Origin of the sequence: Sphingorhabdus buctiana (assembly GCF_042680825.1) — a bacterium.
GTDB lineage: Bacteria > Pseudomonadota > Alphaproteobacteria > Sphingomonadales > Sphingomonadaceae > Sphingorhabdus_B > Sphingorhabdus_B buctiana.
This window is the reverse complement of record NZ_JBHUEL010000010.1, coordinates 281,446-297,358: the sequence shown is the minus strand read 5'-3', so window position 1 is coordinate 297,358 and position 15,913 is coordinate 281,446. Positions and strand designations below refer to the sequence as shown.

The 15,913-nt window shown below is 58.7% G+C and carries 17 protein-coding genes; 6 read left to right on the top strand and 11 right to left on the bottom strand.

What is annotated here, in order from left to right; all coding sequences use genetic code 11:
• Together ACFSAG_RS12195 and ACFSAG_RS12190 are read right to left on the bottom strand one after the other, a co-directional pair.
• Window positions 1–534 (bottom strand): rhodanese family protein, encoded by a 534-nt coding sequence (locus ACFSAG_RS12195; RefSeq protein ID WP_381515154.1) that lies wholly within the window; start codon window positions 532–534, stop codon window positions 1–3.
• 2 nt (window positions 535–536) lie between these two features.
• A complete protein-coding gene (locus tag ACFSAG_RS12190) occupies window positions 537–863 on the bottom strand; it encodes an ArsR/SmtB family transcription factor (protein ID WP_374613511.1) in 327 nt (108 codons plus the stop codon).
• A gap of 66 nt (window positions 864–929) precedes the next feature.
• Between ACFSAG_RS12190 and ACFSAG_RS12185 the strand changes: the two genes are divergently transcribed.
• Window positions 930–1,790 carry an MBL fold metallo-hydrolase gene (locus ACFSAG_RS12185; protein WP_374613509.1) on the top strand — a complete coding sequence of 287 codons (861 nt, stop codon included), beginning with the start codon at window positions 930–932 and terminating at the stop codon, window positions 1,788–1,790.
• A gap of 9 nt (window positions 1,791–1,799) precedes the next feature.
• Here ACFSAG_RS12185 and ACFSAG_RS12180 read toward each other — a convergent pair whose 3' ends face one another.
• From ACFSAG_RS12180 to ACFSAG_RS12155, 6 genes are all read right to left on the bottom strand, one after another.
• Window positions 1,800–1,979 (bottom strand): rubredoxin, encoded by a 180-nt coding sequence (locus tag ACFSAG_RS12180; RefSeq protein WP_381515149.1) that lies wholly within the window; start codon window positions 1,977–1,979, stop codon window positions 1,800–1,802.
• 1 nt (window position 1,980) lies between these two features.
• Window positions 1,981–3,252: a cytochrome P450 gene (locus ACFSAG_RS12175; RefSeq protein WP_381515146.1), complete on the bottom strand. Its 1,272-nt coding sequence runs from the start codon at window positions 3,250–3,252 to the stop codon at window positions 1,981–1,983.
• A gap of 25 nt (window positions 3,253–3,277) precedes the next feature.
• Entirely contained in the window at window positions 3,278–4,789 is a 1,512-nt protein-coding gene (locus tag ACFSAG_RS12170; RefSeq protein WP_381515142.1) for a flavin-containing monooxygenase, read from the bottom strand.
• 77 nt (window positions 4,790–4,866) lie between these two features.
• Entirely contained in the window at window positions 4,867–5,277 is a 411-nt protein-coding gene (locus tag ACFSAG_RS12165) for a DUF2141 domain-containing protein (RefSeq protein ID WP_374613502.1), read from the bottom strand.
• Window positions 5,234–5,983 carry a sterol desaturase family protein gene (locus tag ACFSAG_RS12160; RefSeq protein ID WP_381515138.1) on the bottom strand — a complete coding sequence of 250 codons (750 nt, stop codon included), beginning with the start codon at window positions 5,981–5,983 and terminating at the stop codon, window positions 5,234–5,236. Before ACFSAG_RS12160 ends, ACFSAG_RS12165 begins: the two co-directional genes overlap by 44 nt.
• The gene (locus tag ACFSAG_RS12155; protein ID WP_381515135.1) at window positions 5,980–6,579 is read right to left on the bottom strand and encodes an energy transducer TonB; all 600 of its coding nucleotides are present in this window, start codon (window positions 6,577–6,579) and stop codon (window positions 5,980–5,982) included. The genes ACFSAG_RS12160 and ACFSAG_RS12155 overlap by 4 nt, the downstream gene beginning before the upstream one ends.
• A gap of 318 nt (window positions 6,580–6,897) precedes the next feature.
• Here ACFSAG_RS12155 and ACFSAG_RS12150 point away from each other — a divergent pair, with 318 nt between their 5' ends.
• The 5 genes from ACFSAG_RS12150 to ACFSAG_RS12130 all read left to right on the top strand — a co-directional run bounded on the left by ACFSAG_RS12150 (window position 6,898) and on the right by ACFSAG_RS12130 (window position 13,378).
• Window positions 6,898–9,042 (top strand): YadA family autotransporter adhesin, encoded by a 2,145-nt coding sequence (locus ACFSAG_RS12150; RefSeq protein ID WP_381515132.1) that lies wholly within the window; start codon window positions 6,898–6,900, stop codon window positions 9,040–9,042.
• Between the two features lie 175 nt (window positions 9,043–9,217).
• A complete protein-coding gene (gene crtY, locus ACFSAG_RS12145) occupies window positions 9,218–10,399 on the top strand; it encodes a lycopene beta-cyclase CrtY (protein WP_381515129.1) in 1,182 nt (393 codons plus the stop codon).
• Window positions 10,396–11,877 (top strand): phytoene desaturase, encoded by a 1,482-nt coding sequence (locus tag ACFSAG_RS12140; protein ID WP_381515126.1) that lies wholly within the window; start codon window positions 10,396–10,398, stop codon window positions 11,875–11,877. The genes crtY and ACFSAG_RS12140 overlap by 4 nt, the downstream gene beginning before the upstream one ends.
• Complete coding sequence (locus ACFSAG_RS12135) at window positions 11,874–12,455, top strand: LOG family protein (RefSeq protein WP_381515124.1); 582 nt, start codon at window positions 11,874–11,876, stop codon at window positions 12,453–12,455. The genes ACFSAG_RS12140 and ACFSAG_RS12135 overlap by 4 nt, the downstream gene beginning before the upstream one ends.
• A complete protein-coding gene (locus tag ACFSAG_RS12130) occupies window positions 12,452–13,378 on the top strand; it encodes a phytoene/squalene synthase family protein (RefSeq protein WP_381515121.1) in 927 nt (308 codons plus the stop codon). The genes ACFSAG_RS12135 and ACFSAG_RS12130 overlap by 4 nt, the downstream gene beginning before the upstream one ends.
• A 9-nt stretch (window positions 13,379–13,387) precedes the next feature.
• Here the strand turns inward: ACFSAG_RS12130 and ACFSAG_RS12125 are convergent, their stop codons facing one another.
• Genes ACFSAG_RS12125 through ACFSAG_RS12115 form a run of 3 tightly spaced genes read right to left on the bottom strand, consistent with a single transcriptional unit; the run spans window position 13,388 to window position 15,843 of the window.
• The gene (locus tag ACFSAG_RS12125) at window positions 13,388–14,170 is read right to left on the bottom strand and encodes an inositol monophosphatase family protein (RefSeq protein WP_381515120.1); all 783 of its coding nucleotides are present in this window, start codon (window positions 14,168–14,170) and stop codon (window positions 13,388–13,390) included.
• On the bottom strand, window positions 14,163–15,509 hold the full coding sequence (locus tag ACFSAG_RS12120; RefSeq protein WP_381515117.1) for a TldD/PmbA family protein: 1,347 nt from the start codon (window positions 15,507–15,509) through the stop codon (window positions 14,163–14,165). The genes ACFSAG_RS12125 and ACFSAG_RS12120 overlap by 8 nt, the downstream gene beginning before the upstream one ends.
• A gap of 43 nt (window positions 15,510–15,552) precedes the next feature.
• Window positions 15,553–15,843 carry a hypothetical protein gene (locus ACFSAG_RS12115; protein WP_381515115.1) on the bottom strand — a complete coding sequence of 97 codons (291 nt, stop codon included), beginning with the start codon at window positions 15,841–15,843 and terminating at the stop codon, window positions 15,553–15,555.
• Window positions 15,844–15,913: the final 70 nt, after the last annotated feature.

The following is a 15,913-nucleotide window of genomic DNA, read 5'->3' as shown; positions in this document are numbered from 1 at the left end:
TCAGGCAGCTTTCACCCGGTTCCACGGCATCAGCATCAACAGACGCGCCATGCCGCAAAAGCCGGTGACGCCCGCAAAGGTAAGGCCGGCACCAACAAAGGCCGAAAGCCCGAACCATGCTGGTGCAACAAGGAAGCCAAGCAGAACGCCGATCAAAACCAGCGAACCGGCCGCAATTTGCACCTGCCGCATGATTTCGAGCGGAGCATCGGCATTGGTTTCAACGGGCAGCCCAGCCTTTTCCCAGGCATTGAGGCCTCCATCGAGCACAAAGGCTTCGCCTGTAACTCGCGCGGCCAGTCGGTCGCATGCCCCGGCGGTGCGCATGCCCGAACGGCAGGTGAAAATCACATCAGCATCAGGATCGATGGTGAGATGCGCCTTTTCCCATTGCGATAGCGGCTGCGATTGTGCGCCCTTGATGTGGCTGCGCGCATATTCGTCAGGCTCGCGAATATCGACAAGCACCGCGCGACCTGCATCAAGCCGCTCGCGCACGGCCTGCGGTGACAATTTGTGCAAACTTGCAGTCATGGCTATTTCCTCATTTCGGGCGGGCAAAACAGCTCCGCCAGGGTTTCGATGATCCGCAGCGCGCTATGATCGGCGATGCGATAGTAAATCGTCTGGCTCTCGCGGCGGGTAGAAACCACGCCTTCCTCGCGCAGCAAAGCTAGGTGCTGCGACAAAGCAGATTGCGAAAGGCTGACGCGGCGCTGCAATTCGCCCACCGACAATTCCTCGTCGGCAAGCTGGCACAGAACCATCAGCCTTTTTTCATTGCCAAGCAGCCGGAGCAGCGCAGCCGCGCGTCCGGCGCTTTCCTCGAACAGTGCGAGGTCAAAGCGAGCCAAATCGAACATGGCCTCATTATATGCATTGATTCTAATTTAGCAAGTGCTAATATATAGATCATAAGGAGACGACTCATGAATCCTCACGTTCAAGGCTTTTTCGACCCCTCAACCTTCACGGTCAGCTATGTCGTACACGATCCCGCGACCAAGAAGGCGGCGATCATTGATCCTGTGCTTGATTTCACGCCGCGTAACGGGCGCACTTCCACTCAGTCTGCAGATGCGCTGTTGCGCTATGTCGACGAGAATGACCTGACGCTCGATTGGCTGCTCGAAACGCACGCCCATGCCGACCATCTTTCCGCGGCGCATTATCTTCACGAGAAGACCGGCGCTCCGATCGTTATCGGATCAGAGATTACGCATGTGCAGGGCGTGTTTGGCGCATTGTTCGAAGCCGACGATGTGAAACCTGATGGCAGCGCCTTTGGCCAGCTGGTTCGCGAAGGTGAAACCCTGCCATTGGGCAATCTTGAAATTGGTGTCCTGCACACGCCGGGGCATACCCCCGCCTGTGTGACCTACCTGATCGGCGATGCGGCTTTTGTGGGCGACACGCTGTTCATGCCGGACTACGGCACTGCGCGCGCAGATTTTCCCGGCGGCGATGCTGCGACCTTGTACCGGTCAATCCGCAAAATACTCGCCCTGCCCCCGCAAACCCGGATATTCGTCGGCCATGATTATCTGCCTGCGGGCCGGACCGACTATCGTTGGGAAACCACCGTTGCCGATCAGAAGGCCGGGAATATCCACGCCCATGATGGCATAAGCGAAGCCGAGTTCGTGGCAATGCGCACCGCGCGTGACAAAACGCTGGAAGCTCCGCTGCTGATCCTGCCCTCGTTGCAGGTCAACATCCGGGCAGGCGCGATGCCGCCGGCATCACCGGGCGGGCATGTTTACTTCAAATTGCCTGTCAACGCGATCTGAACTGAAGGATCAGCCGATTTCGATCATCTCGAAATCGGCTTTTTCCGCGCCGCAAGTCGGGCAATACCAATCCTCGGGCACATCTTCCCAACGCGTACCGGGGGCGATGCCGTCGTCCGGCCAGCCTTCGGCCTCGTCATATTCCTGCCCGCAATAGGTGCAGCGAAAGCGTTTGAACGGCTCTGCCATCTCAATTCAGCGTGAAGCGGATGGGGACATGTTTGGGGCCGCAGACGAAGTTGGAAATTGTCCGCTGCGGCGTGCCTGCCAGTTCGATCGATTTCAAATGCGGGAACAGCTCTTCCCACAGTATCCGCATTTCCATGCGCGCGAGGTGCTGGCCAAGGCAGACATGCGCGCCATATCCAAAGGCAATCTGCCGGTTGGGTTCACGGTCGATGCGATATTCAAACGGATCGTCGAATACCGCCTCGTCGCGGTTGGCGGATTGATAGGATAGCATCATCCAGTCGCCCGCCTTGATCTTCTGCCCGGAAACTTCGGTGTCCTGCGTCGCGCTGCGCATGAAATGCTTCACTGGCACCACCCAGCGGATCGATTCCTCGACAAAGGCGTTCACTTTGCCTGGATCAGCTTTCATCTGCTCGAACAGGTGCGGGCGTTCGGCGAGCGCCCACATCGCGCCGGCGGTGGTGTTAGACGTGGTGTCATGCCCTGCCGTCGCGGCGATTATGTAATAGCCCATCAGCTGGCGGCGGTTGAGATATTCGCCATTGACCTTGGCATTGGCGATCAGGCTGTTGACCTGGTCGGTGGGGTTGGTGCGGAATTTCTCGGTAACGACACCGAAATAGGCTTCCAGATCCTCCATCGTCCGGCGCAGGCCATCCAATGCTTCGGCAGGATTCACTTCCTTGCGGTCGCGGTTGAGTTCCGGGTCTGCGCTGCTGAACAATTCCTGCGTCAACTTGAGCATGAAGGGCTCATCCTCTTGCGGTACGCCCAAAACGGTCATGATGACGCGGAGCGGATAGAGGAAGGCAACATCGGTGGCGAAATCGCATTCGGGCGCCTTTTCGAGCATTTCGGCAACGAAGGATTTGGCGATCTTGCGGATATCATCCTCCAACCCGCGCAACGCCTTGGGTGTGACTGAGGGGAAAACCACCGCCCGCAAATCCTTATGTTCCTGACCGTCAAGCGAGACGAGGCTGCGCACCAGATTGGGTTCGCCGCCGGTGATGAAGCGCACCATCGGCTCCATTTCCTTGAGCGTCAGGAAAGTCGACTTGTCGCCATTGTGAAAGACATCGGGCTGCTTTTCGACCGTCATGATATCGGCATGGCGGCTGACCACCCAGAACGGCTCCATCCCCTCCGGCTCTGCCACAGCGAGCGGCATTTCGGCGCGGATGGTGCGGAATGCTTCGTCAACCGGATCGCCGGCAGCATAGGCCCGCGAGTCGACTATGGTCTGGGCCAGATGGGCTGGAATGTTCATGGGCTTGGTCCTGTCCTGATGCGTGTCAGCTATATTTGAATTCGGCTCCGGTCAGATCGGTTGCCGGGATCTGGTCCTTTTCAGCCCAATAATCCTGGTTGTGCCGCCATTCGGGCTTGTCGCCGCGCTTGGGCAGCTTATCGAGCCCGCGCATCAGATAGCCGGGATTGAAATTATCCTCCTCAATCCACGGGGAGAGCGGCATTCCGGCATCTTCGGGCCGCAATTGGACATCGACGCGCTTGGCACCGATCTTGTCCATATGGTTGAGCAGGTTGCAGACGAAATCGCCCATCATGTCGACACGCAACGTCCAGCTCGCACGGAAATAGCCCATCACCCACGCCATGTTGGGAACGCCGGTGAACATCATTCCGCGATAGGTGACGGTATCGTTCCAATTGACCGGCTTGCCATCGACGCTGAACGGGATGTCGCCCATCACTGAAAGGCGGAAACCGGTGGCGGCAACGATGATGTCAGCCTCGATTTCCTGTCCCGAACTGGTGCGCACACCCTTTTCGGTGAAGCGGTCGATGGTGTCAGTCACCACGGTCAGCTTGCCTTCGACGGCGGCGCGGAAAACATCGCCTTCCGGGCAGAAGGCCAGCCGCTGCTGCCACACGCGATATTTGGGCGTGAAATGCGGCTCAAACTCGAAATCGGGTTTACCGGTGAAGGCGCGGACGAGCTCTTTGAGTTCCTCGAACACCACCTCCGGCTCGGTCTGGCAGCGCTTGGTCATCATATCCTGGTCGTACATGATCTGCGCCCGCACCACGCGGTGGATGGTGGGTTCATCGATGCCGATTTCGCGCAACCGATCCGCCAGTTCATTCTTGTTTTCGCTGCAATAGAAATAGGTCGGCGAGCGTTGCAGCATCGTCACATGCGCGGCCTTTTCGGCAAAGGCCGGAACCACCGTCGCGGCGGTTGCACCAGACCCGATCACCAGCACACGCTTGCCCGCATAATCAGTGCGCGGGTCCCACAATTGGGCGTGGACGAACTTACCCTTATAGTCGCTCAGCCCCTCCCAATCGGGAATGTAGGGCTTTTCATGGTCATAATATCCCTGGCACATCCAGAGGAAGTTGCAGGTGAAGACGGCCTTTGAGCCATCCGAAAGCCGGATTGCCTCAACCGTCCAGCGATTGTCGGCGCTCGACCATTTGCAACCAGTGATGCGGTGGCCATAGCGGATGTTGGGGCCGATATGGTTTTCCTCGATCACCTCTCCCATATATTTGAGGATCTCGTCGGCGCTTGCGATCGGCGCGCCAATCCAGGGTTTGAAGCGATAGCCAAAGGTGTAGAGATCCGAGTCGGAACGCACGCCGGGATATTTGTGCGTCTCCCACGTGCCGCCAAATGTATCCTTCATTTCCAGGATGACATAGCTTTTGCCCGAGCATTGCTGCTGCAAATGATAGGCCGAGCCGATCCCCGAAATGCCGGCGCCTGCAATCAGGACGTCAAAATGTTCTGTATCTCCGGTCGAACCTGCCGACTCGTTGCGCTCCAATGTGTCCAGCATTTTCCATCTCCTCTATTCGGAGGAGATAATCGCGGGTGCGTTTCAACTTGCAATTGACCAAAATCAAAATGTGAAGATCACAGCATATATTTCATTTTAACGCCCTGCGTGACACTTCCCTGCAGTGCGAAGGCGGCCGAGGCGAATTTGGGCGGGCCGAAGGCAATTTTCGGATTGCGCGAAAATCCGAAGCCTTCGCGCGGAATGGCCAAGCTGGTGTCGAGCTTTCCATTGCCGTTTTCGTCATGGATGAGCGACAGGGCGTAAGTGCCTGGTCGGATCCCTTCAAACTGGATCGATGCAGCCGCGCTCGCCTTCACCGTGCGTTTGATAGCTGCCGGGTCCTTGGAACAATCGGGGAAAGCCTTTGCATTAGCCGTAAGGCAGACATGAACCTGCCCCTTTTCATTGCGCAGCCCGCTGACCGAAACGGTCAACGACGCATCATCCGCCGCTTGCGCTGCGCCCTGCCCGGCCAAAATTGCCAAGGCCAAGATCGGTGCCGCAAAGCCGGTCCCAAAAACGGAAATAGAGCCCATAATTCCCCTTATACGCATCATGATGTTTTTGATGGTGGGTCGCGGTTATCAGCCATTGGCCCAACGGTCCATGAACGATCGAACGCGGAAACATCTCCCACCCCATATGGTTGGTGATGCCCATCAGCGTCATCACGAACAGCACGAAACCAAGCGCCTCGACATGGATCGGAATAAGGAAGACCAGCGCCGGAATTACGATCGCCCCGGTCAAAGCCTCCCACGGATGGAAACTCATCGCCGCCCATGCTGTCGGCGGGCGGCTTTCATGATGGACGGCATGGGCGATGCGGAACAGCCGCGGCTCGTGCATCCAGCGATGCGTCCAGTAAAACCATGTGTCGTGGGCAAATAGGTACAGCAGCACCGAAAGTGGGATGTACCAGAACGGATAGCTGCCGATGTCGGTATAAATCTGCGTCCAGCCCAGATTTTGCCAGCCCCATGCAACAACTCCGGCCGGTATGCCGTAAATCCCCGCCGAAAGCAGCGACCAGTAAATCTCGCGCTTCATCTGCTTATCGAGCTTTGCATATAGCCCGGGCTGCACTTTGCCGGTCAGCCAGGCAAAAAAGCCACTGGTCGCCAGATAGCGCAGGCCAATAATCAATGTCATCGCGACAGCAGAACCGATTGCGGCGAAAGCGGGTGTCATCGTTCCTTCCAGGTGACGTTACCACGATAGCGACCGTCGGTTGCCCGACCGCTGCTGTCCTTTGCGGGAGTAAATCGAGCCCGCTTCATGAACGCGTTGCACGTCGCCTTGTCGAGCGCATCCTTGCCTGACGAAACCGTGATAAAACAATTCTGCGGCTTGCCATCCGCCCCAACCCGCATTTCAAAGCGCGTATTACCTTCGGCGGCCACGCCAGCGGGATAATCACTGGCGGTGATGATCGACGCGGCGTTCTTGAGCGACGAGGCCAGCAAGATTGGCAGGTTCGCTAGGCCGGTCGGGTCGCAACCGGCAAGCCCACCTTGCCCAAGCTGCACGACGGCTGGTGACTTGCATGCAAAGACGTTCAGGATTTGCAACGAACGGAATGTATTGGGCAATTGGCCGCGCGCGGTGACAATATGGCGGACGAAATTCTGCGGCTGCGTACACGCCCCGCTCTCCGCTTCGGCGCATAATGCAATCTCGATCGGGGCATCGCAGTTATTGACCAGGTTGAAACTGTCAGAGGTCGCCCGGTTATAAGAGACGCATTGCTCCGCCGCATAATCCAGTGCCGGCGTAGTCGCTTGCATGGCCGTCGCGGGTTGGGGCCAAAACAGAAAAATCGCTAGCGCTGGCACGAAGGCTGATCTGAACGAATTCATCCTTCGCGCATTAGCAGAAGTCGCCTTGCTGTCCATTTGTAAAACAATTCCCTAATCGTCGATTCCATCCAATACAGCCCATTCGATGCCTTGCTAAGCAGCTATGTCGTTTGAACTAGGCCACCGGGATAGGGGCAATCAAACGATGGAATACGGGGTCGCACCATGGACGCAAAATCCGGCCAATGGTGCACAAATATGCGTCATCCACGGGTTTTGCTTTTTGCTAACGCAAGGAGACTGCACATGAATACCCGTATTATTTTCAGGACCATCTCCATTTCTTCTGCAGCAATGGTCGCTGCAATTTCCAGCCCGGCTTTTGCCGATGCAACACCCGAATGCAATGTGGGCCCAGGCACAGAATCTACCGAATGTGGTGTAGACGCAACTGCAACACAGGCGGGCGGAACGGCCGTGGGTGATGGTGCCCAAGCAACCGGACCCAGCGGAACAAATCCGATTTTTGCATCGACCGCGGTCGGATATAATTCGCAGGCTAATGACAATGCGGTGGCAATAGGGAACACAGCAATTGCCCGTTTCAGCGGCACTGTCACACCGCCAAATGTCGGTGCAAATTCTGCTGTGGGCATAGGTGCTTATGCCGTCGCGATCGGATCGAACACTATTGCCATCGGTACAACGGCGCGCGCGGGCACCGGCTTTACGATCAACTCGCCGGGGACAGACGTAAGTGCGGGCAGCAACATCACCGTCGTCGGCGGGCGCGCCGAAGCCAACCAGAATGATGCCACAGCGATCGGTGCCAATAGCGAAGTTTCAGCCGAACGCGGCACCGCGCTGGGTTCGAATACGCAGGTCAGTCAGGCGGGCGGCATTGCCATAGGCTTCGGTGCCATCGCGCAGGGGCCGAGCACGACCAATCCGATCTTCGCCTCGATCGCCGTGGGCCATAATGCCCTGGGCGTCGACAATGCGGTGGCCATAGGCAACAATGCGATTGCGCGCTTTGGCGGTACTGCCAACCCGCCTGCTACCGGGGTTAATACGAGCACGGTGATTGGCGCCAATGCAGTTTCGGTTGGGGCGAACAACGTCGCCATCGGCTCGACCGCGCGCGCCGGCACCGGCTTCGCGCTCAATTCGCCGGGCGATCCGGTCAATCCGGGCGGCAACCAGACCGCTGTCGGTGGTCGGGCTGAAACCAACGCTAGTGGTGGCACCGCGATTGGAGCGAGTAGCAATGTTTCGGGTTTCGACGGCACAGCGCTGGGACGGAACACGCTGGTTTCCGGCAACCTCGGCACGGCCATTGGGGCGAATGCCGAAGTGACCGGTATCGGGGCAATTGCGATTGGCGCTGCGAGAACCGCGGCTGTCGATCGTGCGATCGTGATCGGCAGCGGTTCGACGACAACCGATACCGAGGATGGTGTTGCCATCGGTACCAATGCCCAAGCACTGGGCGGTACGGCCGTTGCGATCGGACTTGGGCAGACGGCGACCGGTAATGGTGCAGTGGCGATCGGTGATCCGAACACCGCGACCGGCACAGGCGCTGTTGCCATTGGTGCGAACAACACGGCTACAGGCGATGGGGCGGTCGCCATCGGCAACAACACCGTCGCCAATGGCAATGGAGCCGTCGCGATCGGCAATGGCGCTCAGGCCAATGCCGCCGGTGCTATCGCGCTGGGCGATGGATCAATCGCCAACGATCCAAATACAGTGTCATTCGGCGCTGCTGGCACCGAGCGGCGTCTGACCAATATTGCGGCAGGGGTTGCCGCCACCGATGCTGCAACAGTGGCCCAGTTGAACACGGCAGTTGGAGGAGCCACAGCGAGTGCGGCTGCGGCCCAAACGACAGCGAACACTGCACTCGCCAACGCTGCAGCCGCGCAAACGACGGCGAATACTGCCGTCACAAATGCGGCGGCGGCACAGACAACCGCCAACACCGCGGTGGCGAATGCAGCGGCTGCGCAAACGACCGCCAATGCTGCCGTTGCGCAAAATGCGGTTCAGGATACCCAGATCGCAGCGATCCAGGTGATCAACAATACGCAAAACAGCCGACTCACCGCATTGGAGTCTCTCAGTTTGGGCGCCATCCCTGCACTTCAGGCGTTGACTGCCACCCACAGCGCCCAGATCAGCGAGCTTTATGCGCTCACCGATCGTGATCGCCGTGATGCGCGCAGGGGCACATCGGCAGCCATGGCGCTTACGACAGCGCCCATGCCATCCAATGTCGGCGGGGTGAGCTACACTTTGAACGCTGCAACCTATCGGGGAGAGCAGGCCATTGGTCTGTCCGTCGCCTATCGCGCAAACACCGATAACCCCTTCGCCGTGACCGGTGGCATTTCCTACGCTGGCGGTAAAAGCGTTGGCGCCCGCGTGGGCATCGCAGGCGAATTCTGAGTTAACAGGGGACCGTCGGGATTGTGCAGGCAGTCTCGCAACATCCCGAAGGGGCAGGCCGGAACGAAAGTTCCGGCCTGCATCCGTCTGGTGTCGGTCAATATCTGACGATTATCCACGCATTTGTGTTTGCACCGGCTTTTGCAACATCTGGGGCTGCGCTAGGGCTTTTTACATGGCGTCAGCGGCCCCAACTCCAATCAAATGCGACCTTGCCATTGTCGGTGGCGGGCTTGCGGGCGGGCTGATCGCGCTTGCCGTGGCGCGCCAGCGGCCGGAGCTGAAAATAGTGCTGATCGAGCAGGAACAGCATTTCGGCGGCAACCATATCTGGAGCTTCTTTGCGAGCGACATTGCACCCGAGCATCGCTGGCTGACGGCACCGCTCGTGACCTATGGCTGGTCGGGCTATGACGTGCATTTCCCGGAACATAGCCGCAGCATCGACAATATCTATTATACCATCGAATCCGAACGGCTCGATTGGCTGCTGCGGCACAACCTGCCTGCGTCTTCGCTGATAACCGGGCGATCGGTAAAAGCGGTCAGCCCGCGCCTAGTCGTGCTAGATGGCGCACAGCGTATCAATGCGGGCGGCGTTATCGACACGCGCGGCGTATCCGACTACCACCATCTTGATTGCGGCTGGCAAAAATTCACCGGCCAATTGCTGCAATTGCGCGAGCCACACGACCTGAAACGCCCCATCGTGATGGACGCGACGGTCGAACAATATGACGGCTATCGCTTCATCTATGTCCTGCCATTCGGGATGGACAAGATTTTCGTCGAAGACACCTATTACAGCGACACGCCCGATCTCGACCGTCGCATTATGGCGCAACGCATCGCTGGATATGCCGATGGCAAGGGCTGGCAGGTCGAACGCGTCCTGCGCGAAGAAACAGGCGTCTTGCCCGTTGTGATGGACGGGGATCTTGAAAACTATTGGGCAAGCGGCAGCGGGCGAACGGCAAAGGCCGGGGCGCGCGGTGCATTCTTCCACCCCGTCACCAGCTATTCGTTGCCCGATGCGGTGCGTAACGCGATTTTCATCTCCGAACAGCTTGATTTCGATGGAGACCGATTGAACCTGCTGATGCGACAACGCGCACAGGAGCATTGGAATGGCGGCAATTTCTATCGTATTCTCAATCGGATGCTGTTCCGCGCTGCAGAGCCTGCCGAGCGCTATAAGGTTCTCGAACGCTTCTACAGGCTTAAGCCCGGATTGATTGAACGCTTCTATGCCGGTCAGTCGACCGCCGGCGACAAGGCACGTATATTGTCGGGCAAGCCCCCAGTGCCTGTCGGCAAGGCGTTGAAAGCAATCACGGCACGGAAGAAAAAGAAATGAAATCAGCCGTCGTCATCGGCTCAGGCTTTGGGGGGCTGGCGCTTGCCATCCGCCTGCAAGCTGCAGGTATCCAGACCACCATAATCGAAGCCCGCGATAAACCGGGTGGACGCGCTTATTATTGGGAGCGCGACGGATTCATTTTCGATGGCGGCCCGACAGTCATTACCGATCCGCCATGCCTGACCCAACTATGGGCGCTAACCGGCCATGACATGGCGCAAGATGTCGAACTGATTCCCGTCATGCCCTTTTATCGGCTGAACTGGTCGGACGGCACCAACTTCGATTATTCGAATGATGAAGCCAAGCTGCGTTCTGAAATCGCGAAACTGAACCCCGCCGATGTTGAGGGCTATGCCAAGTTCCTCGAATACAGCGCCGGCGTTCACGACGAAGGCTATGTGAAACTGGGGACCAAGGCATTCCTCGACTTCGCATCGATGATCAAGGCCGCCCCCGCGCTTGCCAAATACCAGGCCTGGCGCAGCGTCTATTCGATGGTTTCGTCCTTTGTGAAGAATGAAAAGCTGCGCGAGGCGCTGTCATTCCACACCCTGCTGGTCGGCGGCAACCCGATGAAGACCAGCGCCATCTATGCGTTGATCCACAAGCTTGAAAAGGATGGCGGCGTTTGGTTTGCCAAGGGCGGGACCAACCGACTTGTCGCCGCCATGGTGCGCCAATTTGAACGCATTGGCGGCACGTTGCGGCTTGGCGATCCTGTCGAGCGGATCGAAACACAAGGCGAGCGTACAACGGGCATCGTCACCGAATCCGGTTATCGCGTCGAATGCGATGCTGTCGCCACCAACGGCGATATCATGCACAGCTACCGTGACTTGCTTGGCCATCACCCGCGCGGCAAAAAGGCTGCAGCCAGCCTGTCACGCAAGAAATTCTCACCCAGCCTGTTTGTCGTCCATTTTGGCATCAAGGGCAGCTGGCCCGGTATCCCGCACCATATGATCCTCTTCGGGCCGCGCTACAAAGGGTTGCTCGACGACATTTATTCGCATGGTGTGCTGCCCAAGGATTTCTCGCTCTACCTGCACCATCCCACGGTCAGCGATCCATCGATGGCGCCGGAGGGCTGTTCCACTTTCTATTCGCTCGCGCCGGTCGCCCATCAGGGCAAGCTGCCGATCGATTGGGAGGAAATGGGCCCGGTTTTCGAAAAGCGCATTTTGGACGAGGTTGGCCGCCGCCTGATACCCGACATCCATGAGCGTATCGTGACGAAGTTCCATTACACACCCGCCGATTTCGGAACCGACCTCAACGCGCATCTGGGCAGTGCATTCAGCCTTGAACCCGTACTGACGCAAAGCGCCTGGTTCCGTGTGCATAATCGCGACGATGTGCTGTCGAACCTTTACTTTGTCGGCGCAGGAACGCATCCGGGCGCAGGTATTCCCGGTGTGGTCGGCAGCGCCAAGGCCACGGCGGAATTGATGATCGAGGATTTGAAACGTTGAAGCGACTTGCCGTTTATTGCGGTTCAGCCACGCCGGCAGACCCGGTTTATATCGAGAGCGCGCGCATGGTGGGCCGTGAACTTGCCGCGCGCGGAATCGGCCTCGTCTATGGTGGCGGGCGCCTCGGGCTGATGGGCGCGGTTGCCGATGCCTGCCTTCAAGCAGGAGGCGAAGTCATTGGCGTAATCCCTGAAGCGCTGGTCGGAAGCGAAGTCGCCCATCGCGGCTGCACCGAATTGCACGTTGTACCCGGAATGCATGAGCGCAAGCGGATGTTCACCGACCTGTCGGACGGCTTCATCACCATTCCCGGCGGCGTGGGCACAATGGACGAATTGTGGGAGGCGATCAGCTGGGCGCAGCTCGGCTATCATGAAAAGCCGGTCGGCCTTTTGAATGTTGCCGGTTTCTATGACCGGCTCATCGAATTCAACCAGCACATGGTCGAGGTCGGCTTCATCCGCCCCCAGCACGCCGGCATCATGATCGTGGACGACACGATGGATGGCCTGATAAGCAAAATGGCCAGCTACGAACCGCACAAGAGCATATTCCAGATGAAGGCCGAGGATTTGTGAGCGATCGGGCGGCTCTCGTCGCCTATGCCCGCGACAGCATCGCTCGCGGTTCAAAATCCTTTGCTGCTGCCAGCAAGCTGTTCGATCGCACCACGCGGGAGCGCGTGTGGCTGCTTTATGCATGGTGTCGCAAATGCGACGATATGGCAGACGGGCAGGACCATGGCGGTGCAATGGGCAATGTTGCGGATCCCGAAGCGAGGCTGAATGCGATCCGTGAGTTGACGGCAAAAGCCTTGAACGGTGATACCACGGGTGAGCCTGCGTTCGATTGCCTTGGCGTTGTTGCCCGCGAATGCGGATTGACCCAGCGGATGGCAGACGATGTGATCGAGGGGTTCGCGCTGGATACCGCAGGCTGGCAACCGCGGCACGAAAATGACCTCTACCGTTACTGCTTCCATGTTGCCGGCGCGGTCGGCGTGATGATGGCGGTGGTGATGGGTGTCGCACCCGATGACGAGGAAACGCTCGACCGTGCATGCGACCTTGGCCTTGCCTTCCAACTGGCCAATATCGCCCGCGACATAGCCGAAGATGGCCGTGCGGGACGGTGCTATATTCCCGATGACTGGCTCGCCCAATTGGACCTCGAACCCGGCGAACATCTGCGCCCGCACAATCGCAAGAAACTTGCTCTGATAGGCCGATGGCTCGCTGACGAAGCGGGGCAATATGAAGCTTCGGCCAAGGTAGGCGCTTCCCGCCTGCCCTTTCGCGCGCGCTGGTCGGTGCTGACCGCAGCGGGAATTTACGGCGACATCGCCCGCAAGGTGCGTGCAGCGGGCGAGCATGCCTGGGACCATCGCATCTTTACATCGCGTGGTGAGAAACTGGGTTGGGTCGCGCGTGCTTTGGTGGATGCGGTGCGCAATCATCCCGCAGAGATGGTTCGCGAAGGATTGTGGACCCGCACGAAGTAGGACGCACATTTACCCCAAAATCGCCTCTGCCCGGCCTTTCAACCGATCCACCGCCGCATCATGTATTCCCGGGGCGCAGCAGATCAGGCCAAAATCAAGCGGCTTGGGCTTGTTGTAATATATGGTTCCACCGGTTGCGTCGGTGACCACAGCACCCGCCTCTTCGGCAATCAGATGCGCCGCCGCTATATCCCATTCATGGCCCCAGCGCAGCGCAGCGATGAGGTCCGCCCGGTCGCAGGCGACCATCGTCATCCGCATCGCGATGCTGTTGGGCTTGTGCACCATTTCAAGATCGCGATCGACCTTGGGCAACGCGTCGGTTGGCACACGGGCACCGCTGAACTCCTCACGCGTGCTGGCAAACAAACGCTTGCCGTTGCATGTGGTACCTTCCCCTTTGTGCGCCACCCAAAGCTGTTTGGTCACCGGTGCATACATCGCAGCAAAAACGATTTCGCTGGCCTCTGCCAAAGCCACCGAAACGCACCAACCGCTCCGACCGCGAATATAATCGCGGGTTCCGTCGATCGGATCGACCAGCCATTGCCGCGACATGGAATGACGGTCCGGATTGTCTGCCGTCTCTTCGGAAAGCCAGCCGACATTCGGCGCGAGCGCGCCCAGCCGCTTTTTCAAAAGCGCGTCGACCGCTAGGTCGATATCGCAAACCGGATTGCCCTTGCTCTTTTCCCAGACCTTGGTTGCCGGTGCCAGCCCTTCGCGCCAAGCGCCCAGCGCAAGATCGCCCGCTTCGCGGACCGCATTTATCGCAGCATCGCGATCAGGCACTCGCCACCATCATGCCATCGACGCGCAGCGTCGGGACATTGGTTGAACGGACGAATTCCAGATCGTCGGCAGGCGTCAATACGCGGAACATGTCTTTCAGATTTCCGGCAATGGTGAACTCGCTCACGGGCTTGGTGATCTGCCCTTTTTCGATCAGGAAACCGGCGGCCCCGCGGCTGTAATCACCCGTTACGATATTGACACCTTGCCCTGACAATTCATGCACATAGACGCCATAGTCGATATCAGAAATCAACTGCGCAACCGAAACCGATCCACCCTCGAGATGCAGGTTTGACGGGCTCGTGCCCGGCGCTCCGCTGCCGCCGCGGCTGGCATGGCCAGTGGGCTTGAGGCCGAGCTGGCGTGCGGCTGCACTTTCCATCATCCAGCCGGTTAGTATGCCTTTGTCGATGATCGCGGTGCGCGCCGTCGGCAAGCCTTCGCCATCAAATGCACGGCTGCCAAGCCCGCGCGGGCGAAGCGGATCATCGATGATGTTGATGGCACTGTCGAACAAGGCCTCGCCAAGTGCATCGAGCAGGAAGCTGGTCTTGCGCGCAATCATGCTGCCACCGATTGCGCCCATCAAATGGCCGACGAGCGAACTGCCGATGCGCGGATCAAAAATCACCGGCATTGAACCGCTTTTCACCGAGCCGGGGTTGACCCGTCGAACCGCGCGTTCGCCTGCGCGCTTGCCGACCGCTTCAGCGCTATCGAGATCGGCACGGTGGCGCGCAGAACGCCAGTCGTAATCGCGCTCCTTGGCGTCGCCTTCCCCCGCAAGCACGCTGGCCGAAATTCCATAGCCGGATGCATGGTTGGCGCCAGCAAAGCCGTGGCTGGTCGCGAGAGCGAAAATCGAACGCCCGGCGCTTGCGCCCGCGCCTTCACTGTTGGTGACGCCTGAAACAGCGCGAGCAGCATCCTCGCAGGCGAGGGCAACCTCGCGCAGCGATTGCGGGTCGGGGTCCGCACCGTCATCGCTGTCGACATCGGGAATCGCCCCTCTCAGCAGCATCTCTGCCGGCGCCAATCCGGCATAGGGATCTTCCGGTGCTTCGCGCGCCATATCAAGGGCGTGGGTGACGAGCCCCTTAAGCACTTCGGGGTTCATGCTCGATGAGGAAATGGTGGCGGATCGCTGCCCAAGGAAAACGCGCAAACCGATTTCTTCGCCTTCTGAGCGAACAACATCTTCAAGCGCGCCCAGACGCACCTGGACTTCGGTCGAAGCATCACAGTGATAAACGGCATCGGCGGCGTCGGCGCCTGCCTTTTTTGCCTGGTCGACGAGATTTACGGCGCGCTCAAGCGCCTCTTGTGGTGTCAGCATGTAACCCGCTTAGGCGCGGGCCCGAACAGCGTCAATCAGGCGATCAGGGAATGATCCAGATAACCAGCGCCAACAGCGTGGGAAGGCCGATGGCACCAGCCCACAAAGCTGCCAGATCGCGGTTGAAACGACCTTCAACATCACTGTCGCCACGCGCATCAATACGCTGCCATTTGCGTTCAAGGTTGCGGCACGGCGGGATCGCAATGCCGACAAGCGCAACGAGCACGAAATAGGGCCAGATGGCCATGCCCTTGCTTTCCATTTGCGGCGAAACTTCGAAGATCAGTGCAAGCGTATAAACAACAAGCGCATAAGCAATATGTGTACTCATGCGCTTGGCGTGACTGACATAGGTTGTTCGATGCGACGACATATCGGCTCTACTGGCCATGACACTCTCC

Coding starts and splice junctions, on each gene's coding strand:
- ACFSAG_RS12195 (WP_381515154.1), bottom strand. CDS start 534: ATGACTGCAAGTTTGCACAAATTGTCACCGCAGGCCGTGCGCGAGCGG.
- ACFSAG_RS12190 (WP_374613511.1), bottom strand. CDS start 863: ATGTTCGATTTGGCTCGCTTTGACCTCGCACTGTTCGAGGAAAGCGCC.
- ACFSAG_RS12185 (WP_374613509.1), top strand. CDS start 930: ATGAATCCTCACGTTCAAGGCTTTTTCGACCCCTCAACCTTCACGGTC.
- ACFSAG_RS12180 (WP_381515149.1), bottom strand. CDS start 1,979: ATGGCAGAGCCGTTCAAACGCTTTCGCTGCACCTATTGCGGGCAGGAA.
- ACFSAG_RS12175 (WP_381515146.1), bottom strand. CDS start 3,252: ATGAACATTCCAGCCCATCTGGCCCAGACCATAGTCGACTCGCGGGCC.
- ACFSAG_RS12170 (WP_381515142.1), bottom strand. CDS start 4,789: ATGCTGGACACATTGGAGCGCAACGAGTCGGCAGGTTCGACCGGAGAT.
- ACFSAG_RS12160 (WP_381515138.1), bottom strand. CDS start 5,983: ATGACACCCGCTTTCGCCGCAATCGGTTCTGCTGTCGCGATGACATTG.
- ACFSAG_RS12155 (WP_381515135.1), bottom strand. CDS start 6,579: ATGCAAGCGACTACGCCGGCACTGGATTATGCGGCGGAGCAATGCGTC.
- ACFSAG_RS12150 (WP_381515132.1), top strand. CDS start 6,898: ATGAATACCCGTATTATTTTCAGGACCATCTCCATTTCTTCTGCAGCA.
- crtY (WP_381515129.1), top strand. CDS start 9,218: ATGGCGTCAGCGGCCCCAACTCCAATCAAATGCGACCTTGCCATTGTC.
- ACFSAG_RS12140 (WP_381515126.1), top strand. CDS start 10,396: ATGAAATCAGCCGTCGTCATCGGCTCAGGCTTTGGGGGGCTGGCGCTT.
- ACFSAG_RS12120 (WP_381515117.1), bottom strand. CDS start 15,509: ATGCTGACACCACAAGAGGCGCTTGAGCGCGCCGTAAATCTCGTCGAC.
- ACFSAG_RS12115 (WP_381515115.1), bottom strand. CDS start 15,843: ATGAGTACACATATTGCTTATGCGCTTGTTGTTTATACGCTTGCACTG.